Consider the following 19,092-nt stretch of genomic DNA (forward strand, 5'->3'; position numbering starts at 1 on the left):
AGTTGGTTCGATCATCGGCGACCAATTGAGGTTGTAAAAAGGCCGGCGTGTTTTTGGCGTCATTGGTTTTATTCAACGCCTCAACAATGCGCACCATTTCAGCGGCGGAGGCATTATTTAGCTCAACCACCTCAATTTCTTTATCGCCTGCTTGGTCTACTCGCTTAATGATGTCGGCTAAGCGATTGACCACGGCAGCGCGACCGGTAATAAGGATAATGTTGGCTGGGTCATAGTGAACCACGTTACCAGCGCCAGCATTGTCATTAAGTTGACGCAACAGAGGTGAAAGCTCACGCACCGACACGTTGCGCACAGCGACCACACGAGTCACAACTTCATCGCCATTGATGTTTCCATCGCCAACCACAGGAATCGCTGACGTTTTTGCGTCTTTGGACTTAATCACCTTTAACACGCCATTGTCCATTTCCACCACGGCGAAACCATAGACTTCGAGTACGTTGAGAAAGAAACTGTAGTATTGCTCTTCACTCAACATGTCATAGCTGCGTACATCAACTTTGCCACGTACCGAGGGGTCAACGATCACGGTCTTTTCTAAGTTTCGGCCAACAATGTTAATAAACTCTTGAATGTCGGTGCCTTTAAAACTAGCGCTGTATTCATTTGCCATCACCGTGATTGGTGAGCTCAGCAAGCTTGCCGTTAAAAGCCATGCGCTTTTCTTAAGCCAATGGTTCACTTCTTAACTCCTAGGATCCAACTGCCTCTTAACACAGTTGTCTTATAATTCAATATATATTTCGTGTGGTTGGCCATCACGCTCAACCGTCAATGTTAACTCCGTTAGCTCAGATAAGCTCTGGAAAATCTCCCCCATCACGCCGGAATTGGTCAAATCTAATCCATTGATCGACAAAGCAATATCTCCAGAGATCAAACCCACCGATTCAAACAACGCTTGGTCTTTTCCTGGTGTAAGGCGATAGCCCACAACCGTTTCATCCTGCTTGATTTGCGACATGCGCACATACTGGAAGATTTGTTTCGGGTCTTGGCGAATTTCCTCTTGGATCTGCTCTAATGTATCGGTCGAAATTTGACGGTGAGTTATTGGTTGGGCCACTGGCGCTGTTGGCCTACTGTACTTAAGCCCTTCTAGCATAATGGTTTCATTGCGCCCCGAGTTATCAATAATAACTCGATCCGTTTGCACTTGTATCAGCTTAGCTCTGGTGCCTTCAATCACTTCATCTAAGCCATAGGTCGCTTGTTGACCTCGGTTGGCTATCACCGCTAAGTTTTTATTCGCTTCAGTACTAGTGACTATGCCAACCAATACCACGTTAAGGCGACTTTTTGGCGCATCTTGTACCTTAGGTTGCTTAATAACCGGAACCGAGTTCTGATATTGACCAAAAATATTACTGTTAAGCAGTTGAGAAATATCAAGCCGCGATGACTGATTGCCAACTAACGTCACTTTGGCAGGTTGCCATGACGAAATCACTGGTTGACTCCACGGCTGCCAAATCATCTGACCTGCAATCCATGCACACATCGCCAATAAGAGTAGCATGACGGCATAGCTCACTCGCTGTTGAACTCCCACATCCTTAAACGCTTCACCAAATTGGTATAGTGCATTGACGCTACGTTGTTTCACTTACATTCCTTATTGATTGATTTCTCTACATGATCTTCATTTTTCATCGTTCAAAGCTTGCTACTTTTGTCCGTATAAAATGGAAAGCAAAGATTGTAGTAAACCATGAAACAACCTATACATTAAACCGCTACACGTCACTTTAACACAGCATAATTTTTACCATTTCGCTTGAAAAATGCCACATACGTCACCATTGTTACACCAACTAAGCACTATAAGCACCAATACCTTAGAGGGCAAATCACCATGGGCTCCCAAACTGAAACAGTGAGACTCGACAAATGGCTGTGGGCCGCCCGTTTTTACAGAACGCGCTCCATTGCTCGAAATATGGTCGATGGCGGAAAAGTTCATTATAATGGCCAACGCAGTAAACCGAGTAAGGTGGTCGAATTGGGTGCTCAGATCACACTAAGACAAGGCAATGAAGAGAAAACTGTCGTGATTGAACAGATCTCAGATCAGCGACGCGGGGCACCAGAAGCCCAAACATTATACTCAGAAACAGCCGACAGCGTGAGTAAACGAGAAGAAAACGCGATACGCCGTAAGCTTCATGCGCACAACCCAAGCCCAGAGCGTCGCCCTGACAAAAAACAGCGTCGCGACATCTTGAAATTTAAGCATCAATAAAGCTGGAAAATTAACGAGGACCCGCCACATGGCAAGCAATGTTTTGAATCGCTACTTATTTGAAGACCTTTCAGTTCGTGGTGAATTGGTACAACTGGATCAAGCTTACCAACGTATGATTTCTAGCAAGGAATACCCAGCGCCGCTTAAAAAGCTGCTTGGTGAGCTATTAGTTTCCACCACACTTCTGACTGCAACACTTAAGTTTGAAGGTTCAATTACCATGCAACTGCAAGGTGATGGCCCGGTGTCATTGGTCGTGATTAACGGTGACAACGATCAAAAGGTACGCGGTGTTGCTCGTTACGAAGGCGATATCGCCGATGACGCGACCATTCATGACATGATGGGTAAAGGTTACTTGGTCATCACCATCGACCCGAAGAAAGGCGAACGCTACCAAGGTATCGTAGGACTAGAAGGCGACAGTTTATCAGACATTCTCGAAGGCTACTTCGCCAACTCTGAACAGCTTAAAACTCGCTTATGGCTACGTAGCGGTGAACACGATGGTCAAGCGCATGCGGCAGGAATGCTGATTCAGGTCATGCCTGATGGTACTGGTACACCTGAAGATTTCGAGCATCTAGAACAGCTGACCAATACGGTAAAAGATGAAGAACTGTTTAGTCTTGAAGCCAATGAGTTGCTTTACCGCCTTTATAACCAAGAGCAAGTTCGCCTGTTTGATCCCCAACCCGTTGAGTTCCATTGTGGTTGTTCACGTGAGCGCAGTGGCGCTGCGATCATCACCATCGATCGCTCTGAGGTAGATGACATCTTAGCCGAAGTGGGTTCAATTTCTTTACATTGTGATTACTGCGGTACGGATTATTCGTTCAACAAGACCGAAGTCTTGCAACTGTTTGATCACGCTGATTCTGAACATAAAAAGCTGCATTAATTTTTACGGCACACCAAGCCTGTAATTTACCAATCAAAAGGTCCGCACATGCGGGCCTTTTTGTGACCAATCCCTCGATAAACCTCACTTTTCTCGTAATAAACTAACCTATTAATTTTAATCAATTATTAATAACTTTGCTCTAGCGCAAAGCTTTGCGCGCACGATAAACTAATGGCACCAATATGTGATGTGTCGCTTAAACACCAGTGGAAATTACGGATAAATTTTGAGCTATATCCCTGTTTTCTTCAAAGCCCATTGCTAGCATGGTGAGCAGATAAAATTAAAAAAATTATTACAAAATCCCTACAAAATATTCCTACAAGGAGCACCTATGACCGTTATGGAACATACAAAGGCTGCAACAATTGATCTTACCCAACATGGACTTCATAACGTAAAAGAGGTTCTACGCAACCCAAGCTACGAAGTGTTGTTCGAAGAAGAGACTCGCGCGGATCTCGAAGGCTATGAAAGAGGTGTCGTCACCGAGCTAGGCGCAGTCGCTGTTGATACTGGAATCTTTACCGGCCGCTCACCAAAAGATAAATACATTGTTAAAGATGCCACCACTGAAGAACACATGTGGTGGACTTCAGAGACAGTAAAAAATGATAACAAACCGATCACTCAAGCCGTGTGGAACGATCTGAAAGAGTTGGTCACTAACCAACTTTCAGGCAAACGCGTGTTTGTTATCGATGGTTACTGTGGTGCGAACCCAGATACTCGCTTGAGTATTCGTGTCATTACTGAGGTGGCATGGCAAGCGCACTTCGTTAAAAACATGTTTATCCGTCCAAGTGAAGAAGAGCTTGCGACATTCGAACCAGATTTCGTGGTGATGAACGGTGCGAAATGTACCAACCAGAAGTGGAAAGAGCATGGTCTGAACTCTGAAAACTTCACGGTATTCAACCTCACTGAGCGCACCCAGCTGATCGGCGGTACTTGGTACGGCGGCGAGATGAAGAAAGGTATGTTCGCGATGATGAACTACTTCTTGCCACTCAAAGGCATCGCGTCTATGCACTGTAGTGCCAATATGTGTAAAGAAAACGGCGAAGTTGCGATTTTCTTTGGTCTGTCTGGCACTGGTAAAACCACACTATCCACTGACCCTAAACGCGCTCTTATCGGCGATGACGAACACGGTTGGGACGATGATGGTGTGTTCAACTTTGAAGGTGGCTGTTACGCAAAAACCATCAAACTGTCGAAAGAAGCAGAACCAGACATCTACAATGCGATTCGTCGTGATGCTCTTCTAGAGAACGTGACCGTACGTTCTGACGGCTCGATTGACTTCGACGATGGTTCGAAAACCGAGAATACCCGCGTTTCTTACCCAATCGAGCATATCGAAAATATCGTTAAGCCTGTGTCAAAAGGTGGCCACGCCAACAAGGTGATCTTCCTTTCTGCTGATGCTTTCGGCGTTTTACCTCCGGTTTCCAAACTGACGCCCGAGCAAACTAAGTACCACTTCTTGTCAGGCTTTACCGCTAAACTGGCAGGTACTGAACGTGGCATCACAGAGCCAACACCAACTTTCTCAGCATGTTTTGGGGCCGCTTTCCTAACACTTCATCCAACTAAATACGCTGAAGTATTGGTGAAACGAATGGAGCAAGCGGGTGCTCAAGCTTACTTGGTTAATACTGGTTGGAATGGCAGCGGTAAACGTATCTCTATCCAAGATACGCGTGCGATCATTGATGCGATTCTTGATGGTTCTATCGAACATGCCGAAACCAAGCACATCCCTATTTTTAACTTGGAAGTTCCTGTTGCACTTCACGATGTCGACCCAACGATTCTCGACCCTCGTGACACGTATGTTGATCCACTGCAGTGGGAAAGCAAAGCTAAAGATCTTGCGGGACGCTTTATCAACAACTTTGAGAAGTATACCGATAATGATGAAGGCAAAGCCTTGATCAGCGCAGGACCTCAGCTAGATTAGTGACGTCTGCACCATTTGTTTAGCTAAGCCCCTCTTGTGAGGGGCTTTTTGTTGCTTGAAAGGCAAAAGTATTCCAAGCTAGTAACGTGGTTCGGTTCGTTCAGGGAGTGAAGGTGAAAAAAGCACTGTGGTGGCTGGTTATCTTGGTCGTGTCGGCCGTTGTTTTGTCGTTAGCCTCATTGTACGGTCTAATACAAAGTCGTTATGCCCCCCAAATCGTTTCGACTGCGGTCAATCAATTGACTGCCTACACCATCACAACCTCACAAGTTCACTACACACCACCATTGCAGTTAACCTTAGCAAACGTCGAGCTAAGCGAAGGTGACCACAACCTACAAATCCCTAAACTCACACTTTGGCTAAGCCAAATGCCCTGGCAACAGGGAAAACTCTCGTTTGATTCAATCCTCGTTGAGGGGGCAACTCTTGACCTAGAACAGCTCGGCAACCCGCTATTCAAATCAATTAAGCTCCATCAATTGGCATTGCAATACGTCGATATTAGTGCGCCTAAATGGTCCGCCCGTGGCGTCAATGTGCAAATCGAGCAACCGCACTGGATCAACGACACTCAGTCGGTTCCTTTCGCTGACATTCAGCTGTCTGCCGATCAATTTTATATGCAAGGTGAAGCGCTCAACAACCTGCTGGTCGATATGCGCTATCAAGCGCAGCAAAGTACCTTATTTGGCGCCTCATTTAATTGGCGTGGCGGCGAATTTTCTGGCCAAGCGGAGCAATATACCAAAGGATGGTCTTTGGTCAATGTCACTATCGACAAACTGATGCTCCCCTCATCAACATCGCTGGAGAAGCTGCTGACAACCTTAGGCAATCTATCGCTACCGATTCATCATATCAACAGTCTAGACATACTTAACAGCTCGTTTAGCTACCATCAGTGGCGCTTTGAGAACCTCAACGCGTCGTTAGAAAACATTTCACCCACTCAAGCGTTGTGGCAACAATCTTCAGGCTACGCGTCATTTGACGCTGACAGCATAAGCAATAAGCGCTTTGTGTTACTCTCGACACGCGCCAAGCTCGGTCTTGCGCAGCGCACCCTGTCGATTGATGAATTCGATGCTGATTTCAAACAGGGTAGAGTTCAGCTGCAAGGAGCAGTCTCCGAACATAACATTGCGCTACAACAGCTCAAAATTGGCGGCGTCAAGTGGCTAGAAGAGACCCAACCGTTACTCGCCGATATCCGCGCTTTTATGATGCCAATAAATAGCCTGACGATAGACGAACTCGACATTGCCAACAGCCAAATGATTCAAGTTGAGAGTGCACCTTTTTGGCAAGTGTCAGGTCTGGGTATTGAGGGCCGTGAACTGCGTTTAATTGAGCAGGGAAGACTCGGGCTTTGGCAGGGGGATCTGATGATCAGTGTCAGTGCGGCCAATATCGACCGTTTAATCACCACTCAAGCTAAAATGAACGCCAGTGCCAACCAAGGTAAGTTAGTGATACAACGCGCATTCATTCCTCTTGAACAAGGCTATATCGAAGCCAATGGTCAAGTGGATAGAACAACGCCTAGCGCACCTTGGCAGTTGACTTTGCATGCCGACGGCCTACCGCTTAAGCACTATTTCAGCCAACAAGCGTTACCGTTTGAGCTATCAGGACTCGCCGAGCTCGACGCGCAGTTATCAGGACTTTCTGGTGACTACTCAATGTTAGCGCACAGTTTCTCTGGGCGAATGTCAGCGAGCTTACGCCAGGCTGAGATCATCGCCAACAGCGCCGATGGCGAACAACAATTCCAGCAGGGGTTTGATATTGACAATATCCAACTGAACGCCGATCGAGGAAGAATCACCATCACAGGTGATAATAACCAAACTCAATTAGCGGGACAGGTTGATCTGACCAAGCCCCAATATGCGAGTTTGTTGATACAAAGTCAGCAGCGCTGCCTTGAGTTTTGGTCAGATATTCTTAGTAAAACCAATGTAATTAACGCCACCTGCGGTGATACGAACAAGGCAGTACCGCAGAACGCCGATTAAGACTTAGCATCGCTGTCAATCACCGCTTTGTAATCTGGGATTAACATGTAGGTACCGATGAACTCGACCGCCGGTAAATCGCCGCTGTGTATGGTGACATGAATCACGATACGCGCTTTACGTCCCGCGGCTAAGCGGTCTAAATCGCCACTAATGCCATCAAGAGAAGTCGACGCTACCGGGGTTGATGTCACTGGATGACGATAACGAATTCGGCTATCCGCTAAGACAATGTCGCCAGTTAAATTGCGCTCTTTCATCAACAGCCAAGTCATGCCCCACCCCGTTAAGGTCGCCAATGTAAAAGCCGATCCGGCAAACAGAGTATTATGCGGATTGAGGTTGGGATTGAGTTGCGCACAGCACTCAAATTGATAACCTGTGTATTGGTTGATCTTAATGCCCATCTTGTCACTGATCGGGATTTGATTCTCCCAGCGCTCTTGTAGCTCGGTGCACCATTCGGGTTTACGCAATACGTTTGCCATCGGATCAAGCTGCTTGACCATTTGTTGGTGGCGCATCGGTCCGCGTCCGTCGTCTAATTCACCACGACGCTCAAAGCCGTTTTTCTCGTAAAATGAAATGGCATCTTCACGAGCATTACACACCAGACGTTTGGCGCCTTCTTGGCGCGCCAGAGACTCTAGAGCCACCAACACCAAAGACCCCATCCCCTTGCTACGACGGTTGTTTTTTACCGCCATAAAACGGATCTGACCTTCACTATCAGAGGTAATATACAAGCGACCTATCGCGATTGGTCGCCCGCGGCCATCAACGATCATGCGATGATAGCTCATCGGGTCATACTCATCACGCTCAGATCCAATCGGCATTTGCCAAGGCTCCCTCAGCATCTGCCAACGGAAGTGATAATATTTATTGAGTTGATTGTCTGTTTTCGGCGTGATCAGTTTAAACATAAAAGTCCTTTTTTAATTTTTGGCATGATACTTAACGTCAAATCCATTGCCTTTCATCATACCTGCAACCAGAAAGTCACCGGGCCATCATTGACCAACGACACCTTCATATCCGCCGCGAAACGACCACGTTCGGTCGGTAACGCCTGTGCGCACTGATCTGCAAAATAGTCATATAACCGTTCAGCATCCGCCGGGTGTGCTCCGCGAGAAAAGCCTGCGCGAGTACCTTTTTTGGTATCGGCCGGTAATGTAAACTGCGAAACCACCAGCACTTTGCCCTCGACCTGTTTTACGTTGAGGTTCATTTTATCGTGTTCATCGCCAAATACGCGATAAGTGGTAACGCGCTCCATTAAGCGTTTGGCTTTCGCCTCGTCATCGTCTTTTTCAACACCGAGTAGCACTAGTAAACCTTGCTCGATTTGTCCGACCACTTCACCCTCTACGTGGACGGCCGCTTCACTCACTCTCTGAATCAGTGCTATCACTGCGTTTTCCTTTTGCCAATAATCGATTAATGATTGAGGGTGAGTTTACCATTTCTGGCCTCTCGCTCCAGCGCTCTCTTTCACCGAGTGTGGCGGTCACTTCCGCCCCTACCAACACAATAAGCCAACATAAATAGACCCAAACAAATAAGATTGGAATCGCCGCTAAAGCGCCATAAATCAACTGGTAAGATGGAAATTGAGTGATGTAAACCGCAAAGCCTTTCTTACTTGCTTCGAACAGCAGCGCCGCCACAATAGCACCTAATGCTGCATGTGAAAAACGCACCTTCTTATTTGGTACCAATAGATAGAGGCCGACAAAAGCAAAGAATGACAGCCAAAATGGCAACCAGCGTAACAGTTGATTATAGACACCTGAAATCGCTTCGTTATCGATAATGTTGAGTGAAGTGACATACGACGTTCCTGCAATACTGGCACCGACTAGAATCGGCCCTAAAGTCAGCACCATCCAATACATCGAAAATGAGAACACCGCTCGGCGCTTTTTATCTACTCGCCAAATATAGTTGAGATTCTTGTCGATATTGGAGATCAGCATTAATGCTGCAACAAACAAAAAGCCGCCCCCGACCGCACTCATTTTGCCCGTATTACCGACAAATTCGAGAAGTGCCTTTTGAACCACATCGCCAGCCGCAGGGACAAAATGGGTAATAACAAAGTTTTGCAACGCGTCACCTGCGTTATCAAACACCTCGAACGACGACAACACCGACAACAATACCGTCAGCATAGGGACAATGGACAACAAAGTAATGTAAGCCAGATAACCGGCATTAACATTCACTCTGTCATATTTCATTCGTGTGAAAAGATAACGGGTAAACAACACCACTTGCGTGATCAAGGGTTCGATTTTCAACTTGTAACTCCCTAACAACTCAGTCATCCTAACAATCTAATTCTAAAGGAAAGGATCCCATCATGCCGCACTTACTGGCTATTGTATTGTCGATTTTCACCTTAACGGGGTGCCAGTCTGCCTATTACTCTGCAATGGAACAAGTAGGCTATCACAAACGTGACATCATGGTGGATCGCGTTGAAGACGCCAAACAGTCACAACAGGACGCGCAACAAGAGTTTTCCAGTGCACTTGAGGCGCTGTCAGCTTTGACCAACTTTGACGGTGGTGAACTGGAAACCGTTTACAACCAGATCAGTGAAAAATACCAAGACAGCGAGAACGCTGCGCAAGATGTACGAGACCGAATTGCAGCCATTGAAGATGTCTCTGGCGCGCTGTTCACTGAGTGGCAAGACGAACTTGAACTCTACACCAGCAGCAAACTGCGTCGCTCTAGTGAACAGAAACTACGCGAAACTAAGACCTCTTACACGACCATGCTCAATGCCATGAAACGCGCAGAAAACAAAATGACGCCAGTATTGAACACGCTGCGTGATAATACCCTGTATTTAAAGCATAACCTTAATGCCAGCGCGATAGGCTCACTGCAGGGCGAATTTTCAAGCCTAGAACAAGACATTCAGTATGCAATTAAGCAAATGAACGCCGCCATTGCAGAGTCCGATAAATTCTTGCAAAAACTGAGTCAAAAATAAGGCATTAAAAAAGGGTGAGAAGTTAACTTCTCACCCTTTTTATTATTGGTAATTGCCCGTAGCTAATTAAGCTTTCGCAGGACGGCTTGCACGTTTACGTTCGTTCTCGCTCAAGAATCGCTTACGGATACGAATGCTTTCTGGAGTCACTTCTACTAGCTCATCATCATCAATGAACTCTAGCGCTTGCTCAAGTGTGTACTTGATAGCAGGAGTCAGAACTTGAGCTTCATCGGTACCAGAGGCACGAACGTTGGTTAGCTGCTTACCTTTAAGACAGTTAACCGTTAAGTCGTTTGAGCGGTTATGGATACCAACAACCTGGCCTTCATAGACTTCATCCGCGTGCTCTGCAAACAGACGACCGCGCTCTTGTAGGTTAAACAAGGCGTAAGTCAGTGCTTTACCTGTTGCGTTTGAAATCAATACGCCGTTGTTACGTTGACCGATATTACCGCCTTTGTGTGGGCCGTAGTGATCAAACGTATGGTAAAGAAGACCTGAACCTGAAGTCAGTGTCATGAACTCAGTTTGGAAGCCAATCAGACCACGTGAAGGCATCATGAAGTCCATACGTACACGACCTTTACCGTCAGGTGCCATGTCAGTCAGCTCACCTTTACGTAAGCCGATGTTTTCCATGATACCGCCTTGGTGCTCTTCAAGAACATCGATCGTTACCGTTTCAAACGGTTCCATCTTCTGACCGTTTTCTTCTTTGATGATAACTTCAGGACGAGACACTGCTAGCTCGAAGCCTTCACGACGCATGTTCTCGATCAAGATAGACAGGTGAAGTTCACCACGACCTGATACGCGGAAACGGTCTGGGTTATCGGTTTCTTCAACGCGCAGCGCTACGTTGTGTACCAATTCTTTCTCTAGACGCTCAAGAATGTTACGTGACGTAACGAACTTACCTTCTTTACCGGCGAACGGTGAAGTGTTGACCTGGAAAGTCATGGTTACGGTTGGTTCGTCAACAGACAGCGGCGTCATGGCTTCAATGTGGTTTTGATCACAGATAGTATCTGAAATTTTTAGCTCGCCAAGACCGGTAATGGCGACAATATCACCCGCGTTAGCTTGCTCAACTTCATGACGCTCAAGACCTAGGTAACCAAGAACCGTACCGACTTTGCCGTTACGCTTCTTACCATCAGCACTCACAACGGTAACTTGTTGGTTTGATTTCACGCTACCACGAGTTACACGTGCAACACCGATAACACCAACGTAAGAGCTGTAGTCTAGCTGAGAAATTTGCATCTGCAGTGGACCTTCGCGGTCAACGTTTGGCGCTTCAACGGTATCAACGACGGCTTGGAACAGCGGTTCCATGTTTTCGCCTGTTTGATCTTCTTCAAGCGTTGCCCAACCGTTAAGTGCTGATGCGTAAACGACTTTAAAGTCTAGCTGTTCGTCAGTAGCACCTAGGTTGTCGAATAGGTCAAACACTTGGTCCATAACCCAATCAGGACGAGCACCTGGGCGGTCGATCTTGTTGATTACAACGATTGGTTTAAGACCGTGCGCAAACGCTTTTTGTGTTACAAAACGAGTTTGCGGCATTGGGCCGTCAACGGCATCAACGATAAGTAGTACAGAGTCAACCATCGACATGATACGTTCAACTTCACCACCGAAGTCCGCGTGTCCCGGCGTGTCGACGATATTGATACGGTAATCATGCCAGTTGATCGCGGTATTCTTAGCAAGAATAGTAATGCCACGCTCTTTTTCAATGTCGTTTGAGTCCATGACTCGCTCTTCAGCTTCGCCGCGAGACTCTAAAGTACCTGATTGTTGCAGTAGTTTATCAACCAGTGTAGTTTTACCGTGGTCAACGTGCGCGATGATCGCGATATTTCTTAATTTATCAATCTGTGGAGTAGCCATGGATTTGATTCACTCGATATAAGCAGCCCGCCGAAAATTTCAGCAAACCTATTTGATTAAAAAAACGGCCATAATGTACCAGATTCTAGCGAAAAACCTAGAAATATGTGATCTGATTCGCTCAATATTAGCAGATATTTTTTGATTGAAGACAATAGTAAGCTAAGTGTAGGCAAATCCCCATTGACATAAGCGTTAAATCTGGGCTGAATGGCTGATGATTTTGTTTATCTTGGTGCAATATATCACCAACGCACAACATTAGTGCAATACAAGATCATTTTGGTGCAATAACTTGCACCACCTTGTCACCAAGCCCGCTAATTTATTGAAATTAATGGATTAATTTTTTTGGCATGGTTTTAGCTTTAATAAAATTAGCATCGATTAATAAGTTTGAAATGAAATTAATCAATGCTGGGTTTATTGCAAATCACGCTAAATACCGATTTAACAACACTGGAGGTTATCCAACATGTCAGTAGAAAACGTTCTATCGCTGATCCAAGAAAACGAAGTTAAGTTTGTTGACCTACGCTTTACTGATACTAAAGGTAAAGAGCAGCATATCTCTATACCTTCACACCAAGTTGACGCAGACTTCTTCGAAGAAGGTAAGATGTTCGATGGTTCTTCTGTTGCTGGCTGGAAAGGCATCAACGAATCAGACATGGTGATGATGCCAGACGCATCATCAGCTGTTCTTGACCCATTCACAGAAGATGCAACACTAAACGTACGTTGTGACATTCTTGAGCCTGCCACGATGCAAGGCTACGATCGTGACCCTCGCTCTATCGCTAAACGTTCTGAAGAATACCTACGCTCTACTGGTATCGCAGACACAGTTTTAGTTGGCCCTGAGCCAGAATTCTTCCTATTTGACGACGTTAAGTTCTCAAACGATATGTCTGGTTCTTTCTTCAAGATTGATGACGTAGAAGCAGCTTGGAATACTGGCTCTGAGTACGAAGGTGGTAACAAAGGTCACCGTCCTGGCGTGAAAGGCGGTTACTTCCCAGTAGCTCCTGTAGATTCATCTCAAGACATCCGTTCAGCAATGTGTCTAGTCATGGAAGAGATGGGCCTAGTTGTTGAAGCTCACCACCACGAAGTAGCCACTGCGGGTCAAAACGAAATCGCTACTCGCTTCAACACGCTAACAGCAAAAGCGGATGAAACTCAAATCTACAAGTACGTGGTACACAACGTTGCGCACGCGTTTGGTAAAACAGCGACATTCATGCCTAAGCCACTCGTTGGTGACAACGGCAGCGGCATGCACGTTCACCAATCTCTAGCAAAAGACGGTGTAAACCTGTTTGCTGGTGACAAGTACGGCGGCCTATCTGAACTGGCACTGTACTACATCGGTGGTGTAATCAAGCACGCTCGCGCAATCAACGCATTTGCTAACCCATCAACGAACTCGTACAAGCGTCTTGTACCTGGCTTCGAAGCACCGGTAATGCTTGCTTACTCAGCACGTAACCGTTCTGCTTCTATCCGTATCCCAGTAGTACCAAGCCCGAAAGCACGTCGTATCGAGCTACGTTTTGGTGACCCAGCCGCTAACCCATACCTATGCTACTCAGCAATGCTTATGGCTGGCCTTGACGGTATCAAGAACAAGATCCACCCTGGCGAAGCGATGGATAAAGATCTATACGACCTTCCTGCAGAAGAAGCAGCTGAAATCCCAACAGTTGCAGAATCACTGCAACAAGCTCTAGCTGCGCTTAACGAAGACCGTGAATTCCTGACCGCTGGTGGCGTATTCTCTGACGACTTTATCGATTCTTACATCGCTCTGAAATCTGACGATGTACAACGCGTGAACATGGCAACTCACCCGCTAGAGTTCGAACTATACTACTCGGTATAATCGATACTCCTACGCAGTCCACAACTGTGTTGCATAAATTTAAGGCTCGCCTCTCAGGCGAGCCTTTTGTATTTTAGAGTACATAGAACTGGCGTTAATATAGGAGCTTAAAGGCGAAGATTGGAGATAACCAATGCGCAATCTGTTTATTTTACTGCTCTGCCTTAGCCTCTTTCCCGCTCAGATTTTAGCTAAGACAATTTACCATTGGACCGATGAACAAGGGGTCGAACATTTTAGCGACCAGCCGACACCACTCAGCCAACGTCGCATCCATCGTCCTGATCCCCCACAGGTGTCGACGCAAGCTTTACCCAATCCACTGCGCCCTTCACCTATCGCATCACAACACGAATCTAGCAAATTAACCATCACGATTAAGGCGCCGACTCAAGAACAAACTATCCGCAGCAACTCTGGCCAACTTAGTATAATGGTTGCATTAAACCGCTCCCTTAAACTTGATGAAAAGCTGCAACTTATGATGAATAATCAACCAATTAATCAACCTCAAACCGCTTCCCACTGGCACTTGAACAATGTTTCTCGTGGAACCCATAAATTAGAGGTACAAGCGTTTCAACACGGCAAGCTTATTGCATTATCACAACCTATTACGGTGCATTTATTGCGAGTAACTGCCAATACGGTGAAATAAACAGCTCAGACTACGCTCTGCGACTATTTCCCTTCAGTTATCCGATTCAATGCGCCATACTTGAGTTTTCCCACGCACCATTTTGGTGCGTTGCACGATTCAGGTTTAAGGAAAGGGTAAAGCAGTGGATAGCGAACTCAACGACATTATTGTAAATCACCAAGTCACCGCGATTTTAATCATGAACGAAGCGCTGCAAGTTCGTTATGCTAACCCCTCTGCCGAGCAATTGTTCTCGCAAAGTGCCAAGCGCATTATTGATCATCCACTCTCTCACCTTATTCAGCATGCTTCGATGGATTTAGCGCTTTTGTCTCAGCCGCTTCAAAGTGGTCAAAGCATTACAGATAGCGATGTGACGTTTGTGGTCGATGGCAAACCTTTAATGCTTGAAGTGACAGTCAGCCCTATCTCTTGGAATAAAGAGTTAATGCTACTGATCGAAATGCGCAAGATAGGCCAGCAGCGTCGACTGTCGCAAGAACTCAACCAATATGCTCAGCAGCAAGCGGCGAAACTGTTAGTCCGAGGCTTGGCTCATGAAATCAAGAACCCGCTAGGCGGACTGCGGGGCGCCGCGCAACTGCTCGAAAGAGCCTTACCTGACGCCAGCTTAGCCGAGTACACTCAAATAATTATTGAACAAGCTGATCGCCTACGCGCCTTGGTTGACCGCTTACTTGGCCCGCAAAAACCGGGCAAAAAAAAGCCAGCCAACTTACACCTCATCTTAGAAAAAATACGCCAACTGGTCGATCTCGAAGCCAACCAAAGCGTGCAGATCGAGCGAGACTACGATCCGAGCTTGCCAGACATCGTGATGGACGCTGATCAAATAGAGCAAGCACTGCTCAACATAGTCAGCAACGCAGGGCAAATACTCAAAAACCAAGACGACGGACAAATTACAATTCGCACCAGAACGGTGCATCAGGCTAATATTCATGGCCAACGCTGCAAACTCGCAGCGCGCATTGAGATTATCGATAACGGCCCGGGCATTCCTACCGATCTACAAGACACCCTGTTCTACCCTATGGTCAGTGGCCGAGAAGGCGGAACCGGGCTAGGACTATCGATTGCGCAAAACCTTATCGACCAACATCAAGGCAAAATAGACGTAGAAAGCTGGCCTGGTCGAACAACATTTACTATTTATTTGCCAATTCAAAGTTAGTGGCATTGCTGTAAGGAAAGTAGACTATGAGTAAAGGATACGTTTGGGTCGTCGATGACGACAGCTCGATCCGTTGGGTGATAGAAAAAACCTTATCATCGGCCAACATAAAATGTGAAACCTTCGCTGATGCGGAAAGTGTCTTAATGGCACTAGAACGAGAAACGCCTGATGTACTGGTCTCTGATATTCGCATGCCGGGCATTGATGGTATCGAACTGCTCAAGCAGGTTCACCAGCGTTCTCCAGATTTACCGGTGATCATTATGACCGCTCACTCCGATCTCGATGCCGCGGTTAATGCTTATCAAAAAGGAGCCTTTGAGTATTTACCCAAACCTTTCGATGTTGATGAAACCTTAACCCTAGTTGAGCGAGCCATCACCCATCGTCATGAACAAAAACAAGAGCAAGCATCCCTTGTCGATGATAATTACACTCCACCAGAAATCATTGGTGAAGCACCCGCGATGCAAGAGGTATTTCGCGCCATAGGGCGTTTATCTCGCTCGTCTATTTCGGTACTGATCAATGGTGAATCAGGGACAGGTAAAGAACTCGTCGCACACGCACTGCATCGTCACAGCCCGCGCGCGAGTAACCCTTTTATCGCCCTCAATATGGCAGCGATCCCAAAAGATTTGATCGAATCAGAACTATTCGGTCATGAAAAAGGCGCGTTTACTGGAGCCAACAGCGTGCGCCAAGGACGCTTTGAGCAAGCAAATGGCGGGACACTGTTCCTCGATGAAATTGGTGACATGCCCCTTGATATTCAAACGCGCTTACTGCGGGTTCTCGCCGATGGTCAGTTTTATCGCGTTGGTGGACACTCTCCGATTAAAGTTGACGTCCGTATCGTGGCTGCAACGCACCAAAACCTTGAAACATTGGTTCATAAAAGCAAATTTCGTGAAGATTTGTTCCACCGCCTGAATGTCATACGCATCCAAATACCAGCACTGCGCGAGCGTAAACAAGACATTAAAAAGTTAACCCTGCACTTCCTAGCCCTCGCCGCTGAAGAACTTAGTGTTGACGTGAAGACACTGCATCCAAGCACAATCGAGACACTAAACCGACTCAACTGGCCGGGTAACGTTCGCCAGCTCGAAAATATTTGTCGTTGGTTAACGGTCATGGCAAGCGGGACCGAAGTTCTGCCAAGTGATTTACCGACCGAGTTACTCGAAGAGAAAAAACACAATGACGCGTCCGTGAACGGTTCATGGCAACAACAACTCTCAGGCTGGGCAAGAGCTGCTCTGTCACAAGGCGACACTGAATTACTGGCTTATGCACTGCCTGAATTTGAACGCATTCTGCTCGAAGCAGCTTTAGAGCATACCAATGGTCACAAACAAGACGCTGCCAAGGTGCTCGGATGGGGGCGCAATACACTCACTCGTAAGCTCAAAGAGCTCTACTAACCACTGATTATCAGGCGCAAAATAGAGCCTGCTTTACTTAAGTGAACAAAGAAAAGTTATTTAAGGATGAAGTTTAAATCAGAAAACATCTCAGCACACTCGCTGATTTTTATTAGAGTATACAAATACACTCTCTTGGCGTAATTGAAGAAAAGATGCCAGTGAAGACGCAAATAACACCTGTATTTTACGAGCAAGCATGCCAGGGGGGAGTTATGGATATAAAAGTGGATACGTTTAATACTTTCTTGCGCTCTCAACAGAGCAAAACCAATGCAACCATTGATATAGTCGATGACCAACAAATTTGGTTAACATGAAATAAAACCAACGCTTATGGATGGCTTTCTGCGCTTATTATACTGACACTGGCCTCATTGATTCTTATACTTAGCAAAATCGATTTAACTGGAATGACGATAATGATAACTAAGAACCTTCCACTGACAGACTTACACCGCCACCTTGATGGCAACATCCGTACCCAGACTATTTTAGAGTTAGGCCAAAAATTTGGGGTGGCATTACCAGCTTATGATGTTGAATCTCTAACTCCGCACGTTCAAATCGTCGAAGCTGAACCGTCGTTGGTTGCATTTCTTTCTAAGCTTGATTGGGGAGTCGCGGTTCTTGGTGATCTTGAGTCCTGTCGTCGGGTCGCTTACGAGAACGTCGAAGATGCACTCAATGCACAAATCGATTACGCAGAGCTGCGCTTCTCACCTTACTACATGGCGATGAGGCACAAGCTACCTGTTGCTGGCGTGGTTGAAGCTGTTGTCGATGGTGTGCAAGCGGGTGTACGTGATTTCGGTATCAAGGCAAACCTAATTGGTATTATGAGCCGCACGTTTGGCACTGACGCTTGCCAACAAGAGTTGGATGCGATCCTCACTCAGAAAGATAAAATCGTGGCCGTAGACTTAGCAGGTGATGAACTCGGTCAACCCGGTGAACGCTTCGTTAAGCACTTCAAACAAGTACAAGATGCAGGTCTTAAGGTCACGGTTCACGCAGGTGAGGCAGCTGGTGCACAGAGCATGTGGCAAGCGATCCAAGAGCTTGGAGCGACACGTATCGGTCATGGCGTCAAAGCGGTTCATGATCCGAAACTGATGGATTACCTTGCAGAGCACCGCATCGGTATCGAGTCATGCTTAACCTCAAACTTCCAAACCAGCACAGTAGCGTCACTGACGAGCCACCCTCTTAAGCAATTCCTTGAGCACGGCGTTCTCGCTTGTTTAAATACTGACGACCCTGCGGTGGAAGGTATCGAGCTACCGTATGAATATGAAGTTGCAGCGCCGCAAGCAGGCTTATCTCAAGAGCAAATCCGTCAGGCGCAGATCAATGGCCTTGAGCTTTCATTTCTTTCTGATTTAGAAAAACAAGCACTGAAAGATAAAGTAGCGAACCGCGTTTAGCTCTTTTGTCCACATTGAAATGTAAACCGGCTTTGTGTGCCGGTTTTTTTATCTCACCAGAGCTTAACCCTATAAGCAAGTATGGAGTTGGTTAATACAATACTATCTAGCAAATCAAAGCTTCATTGATTATACCGACATTGATCGCTATATTTATTCTCATACAAAAAAGCCCGTTGCATTAGCAACGGGCTTTTTGATAGTGGCGGAGAGATAGGGATTTGAACCCTAGATACGCTATTAACGTATGCCGGTTTTCAAGACCGGTGCTTTCAACCACTCAGCCATCTCTCCACAAATTGTCATCAACAGATTAGTACACTGATGATGTGGTTACGCGTCTGTACGTGTAACGTTATCTTTCGTCTTCACTTTTGAAAAAGTGAAAATAAAATTAAAGCCTGGCGATGTCCTACTCTCACATGGGGAGACCCCACACTACCATC

16 protein-coding genes and 1 tRNA gene are annotated in these 19,092 nt (G+C 46.3%); 10 read left to right on the forward strand and 7 right to left on the reverse strand.

All coding sequences use genetic code 11. The features are described 5' to 3' along the window. Together CDZ87_RS15555 and gspC are read right to left on the reverse strand one after the other, a co-directional pair. Nucleotides 1-706, reverse strand: a 706-nt coding sequence (locus tag CDZ87_RS15555) for a secretin N-terminal domain-containing protein (RefSeq protein ID WP_281251978.1), incomplete at its 3' end; no start/stop codon positions are given. A 42-nt stretch (nt 707-748) separates the two neighbouring features. After that, nucleotides 749-1,630: a type II secretion system protein GspC gene (gene gspC, locus CDZ87_RS15560; RefSeq protein ID WP_245834741.1), complete on the reverse strand. Its 882-nt coding sequence runs from the start codon at nt 1,628-1,630 to the stop codon at nt 749-751. Nucleotides 1,631-1,879: 249 nt separating this feature from the next. Between gspC and hslR the strand changes: the two genes are divergently transcribed. The 4 genes from hslR (at nt 1,880) to CDZ87_RS15580 (ending at nt 7,160) form a co-directional block, all read left to right on the forward strand. Beyond that, complete coding sequence (gene hslR, locus CDZ87_RS15565) at nt 1,880-2,266, forward strand: ribosome-associated heat shock protein Hsp15 (protein ID WP_100754345.1); 387 nt, start codon at nt 1,880-1,882, stop codon at nt 2,264-2,266. A gap of 28 nt (nt 2,267-2,294) precedes the next feature. Further along, nucleotides 2,295-3,170 carry an Hsp33 family molecular chaperone HslO gene (hslO, locus tag CDZ87_RS15570; protein ID WP_100754346.1) on the forward strand — a complete coding sequence of 292 codons (876 nt, stop codon included), beginning with the start codon at nt 2,295-2,297 and terminating at the stop codon, nt 3,168-3,170. A gap of 337 nt (nt 3,171-3,507) precedes the next feature. Then, a complete protein-coding gene (pckA, locus tag CDZ87_RS15575) occupies nt 3,508-5,139 on the forward strand; it encodes a phosphoenolpyruvate carboxykinase (ATP) (protein WP_100754347.1) in 1,632 nt (543 codons plus the stop codon). A 113-nt stretch (nt 5,140-5,252) separates the two neighbouring features. Then, nucleotides 5,253-7,160: an AsmA family protein gene (locus CDZ87_RS15580; RefSeq protein WP_100754348.1), complete on the forward strand. Its 1,908-nt coding sequence runs from the start codon at nt 5,253-5,255 to the stop codon at nt 7,158-7,160. Here the strand turns inward: CDZ87_RS15580 and CDZ87_RS15585 are convergent. Genes CDZ87_RS15585 through CDZ87_RS15595 form a run of 3 tightly spaced genes read right to left on the reverse strand, consistent with a single transcriptional unit; the run spans nt 7,157 to nt 9,493 of the window. After that, the gene (locus tag CDZ87_RS15585; protein WP_100754349.1) at nt 7,157-8,086 is read right to left on the reverse strand and encodes a bifunctional GNAT family N-acetyltransferase/hotdog fold thioesterase; all 930 of its coding nucleotides are present in this window, start codon (nt 8,084-8,086) and stop codon (nt 7,157-7,159) included. The two genes, CDZ87_RS15580 and CDZ87_RS15585, sit on opposite strands and share 4 nt — an antisense overlap. 56 nt (nt 8,087-8,142) lie before the next feature. Continuing rightward, on the reverse strand, nt 8,143-8,577 hold the full coding sequence (gene dtd, locus CDZ87_RS15590) for a D-aminoacyl-tRNA deacylase (RefSeq protein WP_100754350.1): 435 nt from the start codon (nt 8,575-8,577) through the stop codon (nt 8,143-8,145). Then, the gene (locus tag CDZ87_RS15595) at nt 8,549-9,493 is read right to left on the reverse strand and encodes a virulence factor BrkB family protein (RefSeq protein WP_422641435.1); all 945 of its coding nucleotides are present in this window, start codon (nt 9,491-9,493) and stop codon (nt 8,549-8,551) included. The genes dtd and CDZ87_RS15595 overlap by 29 nt, the downstream gene beginning before the upstream one ends. A gap of 35 nt (nt 9,494-9,528) precedes the next feature. Between CDZ87_RS15595 and CDZ87_RS15600 the strand changes: the two genes are divergently transcribed. Beyond that, nucleotides 9,529-10,170 carry a DUF2959 domain-containing protein gene (locus tag CDZ87_RS15600; protein ID WP_100754351.1) on the forward strand — a complete coding sequence of 214 codons (642 nt, stop codon included), beginning with the start codon at nt 9,529-9,531 and terminating at the stop codon, nt 10,168-10,170. 66 nt (nt 10,171-10,236) lie between these two features. Here CDZ87_RS15600 and typA read toward each other — a convergent pair whose 3' ends face one another. Continuing rightward, a complete protein-coding gene (typA, locus tag CDZ87_RS15605; RefSeq protein WP_100754352.1) occupies nt 10,237-12,069 on the reverse strand; it encodes a translational GTPase TypA in 1,833 nt (610 codons plus the stop codon). A gap of 475 nt (nt 12,070-12,544) precedes the next feature. Between typA and glnA the strand changes: the two genes are divergently transcribed. From glnA to add, 5 genes are all read left to right on the forward strand, one after another. Then, nucleotides 12,545-13,954, forward strand: a complete 1,410-nt coding sequence (gene glnA, locus CDZ87_RS15610) for a glutamate--ammonia ligase (protein WP_100754353.1) — start codon at nt 12,545-12,547, stop codon at nt 13,952-13,954. Between the two features lie 133 nt (nt 13,955-14,087). Then, nucleotides 14,088-14,612: a DUF4124 domain-containing protein gene (locus CDZ87_RS15615; protein WP_100754354.1), complete on the forward strand. Its 525-nt coding sequence runs from the start codon at nt 14,088-14,090 to the stop codon at nt 14,610-14,612. A gap of 124 nt (nt 14,613-14,736) precedes the next feature. After that, complete coding sequence (gene glnL, locus CDZ87_RS15620) at nt 14,737-15,789, forward strand: nitrogen regulation protein NR(II) (protein ID WP_100754355.1); 1,053 nt, start codon at nt 14,737-14,739, stop codon at nt 15,787-15,789. Between the two features lie 26 nt (nt 15,790-15,815). Next, nucleotides 15,816-17,219, forward strand: coding sequence for a nitrogen regulation protein NR(I) (glnG, locus tag CDZ87_RS15625; RefSeq protein ID WP_100754356.1), 1,404 nt, complete (start codon nt 15,816-15,818; stop codon nt 17,217-17,219). A gap of 422 nt (nt 17,220-17,641) precedes the next feature. Next, complete coding sequence (gene add, locus CDZ87_RS15630; protein ID WP_100754357.1) at nt 17,642-18,646, forward strand: adenosine deaminase; 1,005 nt, start codon at nt 17,642-17,644, stop codon at nt 18,644-18,646. A 203-nt stretch (nt 18,647-18,849) separates the two neighbouring features. Here the strand turns inward: add and CDZ87_RS15635 are convergent. Beyond that, nucleotides 18,850-18,940 (reverse strand) — tRNA-Ser (locus CDZ87_RS15635). Between the last annotated feature and the right edge of the window lie 152 nt (nt 18,941-19,092).

It is taken from the genome of Vibrio salilacus, assembly GCF_002811245.1.
GTDB classification, from domain to species: Bacteria; Pseudomonadota; Gammaproteobacteria; order Enterobacterales; family Vibrionaceae; genus Vibrio; species Vibrio salilacus.

What these genes read in the sequence shown, in the direction of transcription:
- hslR (WP_100754345.1), top strand. Translation starts at nt 1,880, where the DNA reads ATGGGCTCCCAAACTGAAACAGTGAGACTCGACAAATGGCTGTGGGCC.
- hslO (WP_100754346.1), top strand. Translation starts at nt 2,295, where the DNA reads ATGGCAAGCAATGTTTTGAATCGCTACTTATTTGAAGACCTTTCAGTT.
- pckA (WP_100754347.1), top strand. Translation starts at nt 3,508, where the DNA reads ATGACCGTTATGGAACATACAAAGGCTGCAACAATTGATCTTACCCAA.
- CDZ87_RS15585 (WP_100754349.1), bottom strand. Translation starts at nt 8,086, where the DNA reads ATGTTTAAACTGATCACGCCGAAAACAGACAATCAACTCAATAAATAT.
- CDZ87_RS15595 (WP_422641435.1), bottom strand. Translation starts at nt 9,493, where the DNA reads ATGACTGAGTTGTTAGGGAGTTACAAGTTGAAAATCGAACCCTTGATC.
- CDZ87_RS15600 (WP_100754351.1), top strand. Translation starts at nt 9,529, where the DNA reads ATGCCGCACTTACTGGCTATTGTATTGTCGATTTTCACCTTAACGGGG.
- typA (WP_100754352.1), bottom strand. Translation starts at nt 12,069, where the DNA reads ATGGCTACTCCACAGATTGATAAATTAAGAAATATCGCGATCATCGCG.
- glnA (WP_100754353.1), top strand. Translation starts at nt 12,545, where the DNA reads ATGTCAGTAGAAAACGTTCTATCGCTGATCCAAGAAAACGAAGTTAAG.
- CDZ87_RS15615 (WP_100754354.1), top strand. Translation starts at nt 14,088, where the DNA reads ATGCGCAATCTGTTTATTTTACTGCTCTGCCTTAGCCTCTTTCCCGCT.
- glnG (WP_100754356.1), top strand. Translation starts at nt 15,816, where the DNA reads ATGAGTAAAGGATACGTTTGGGTCGTCGATGACGACAGCTCGATCCGT.
- add (WP_100754357.1), top strand. Translation starts at nt 17,642, where the DNA reads ATGATAACTAAGAACCTTCCACTGACAGACTTACACCGCCACCTTGAT.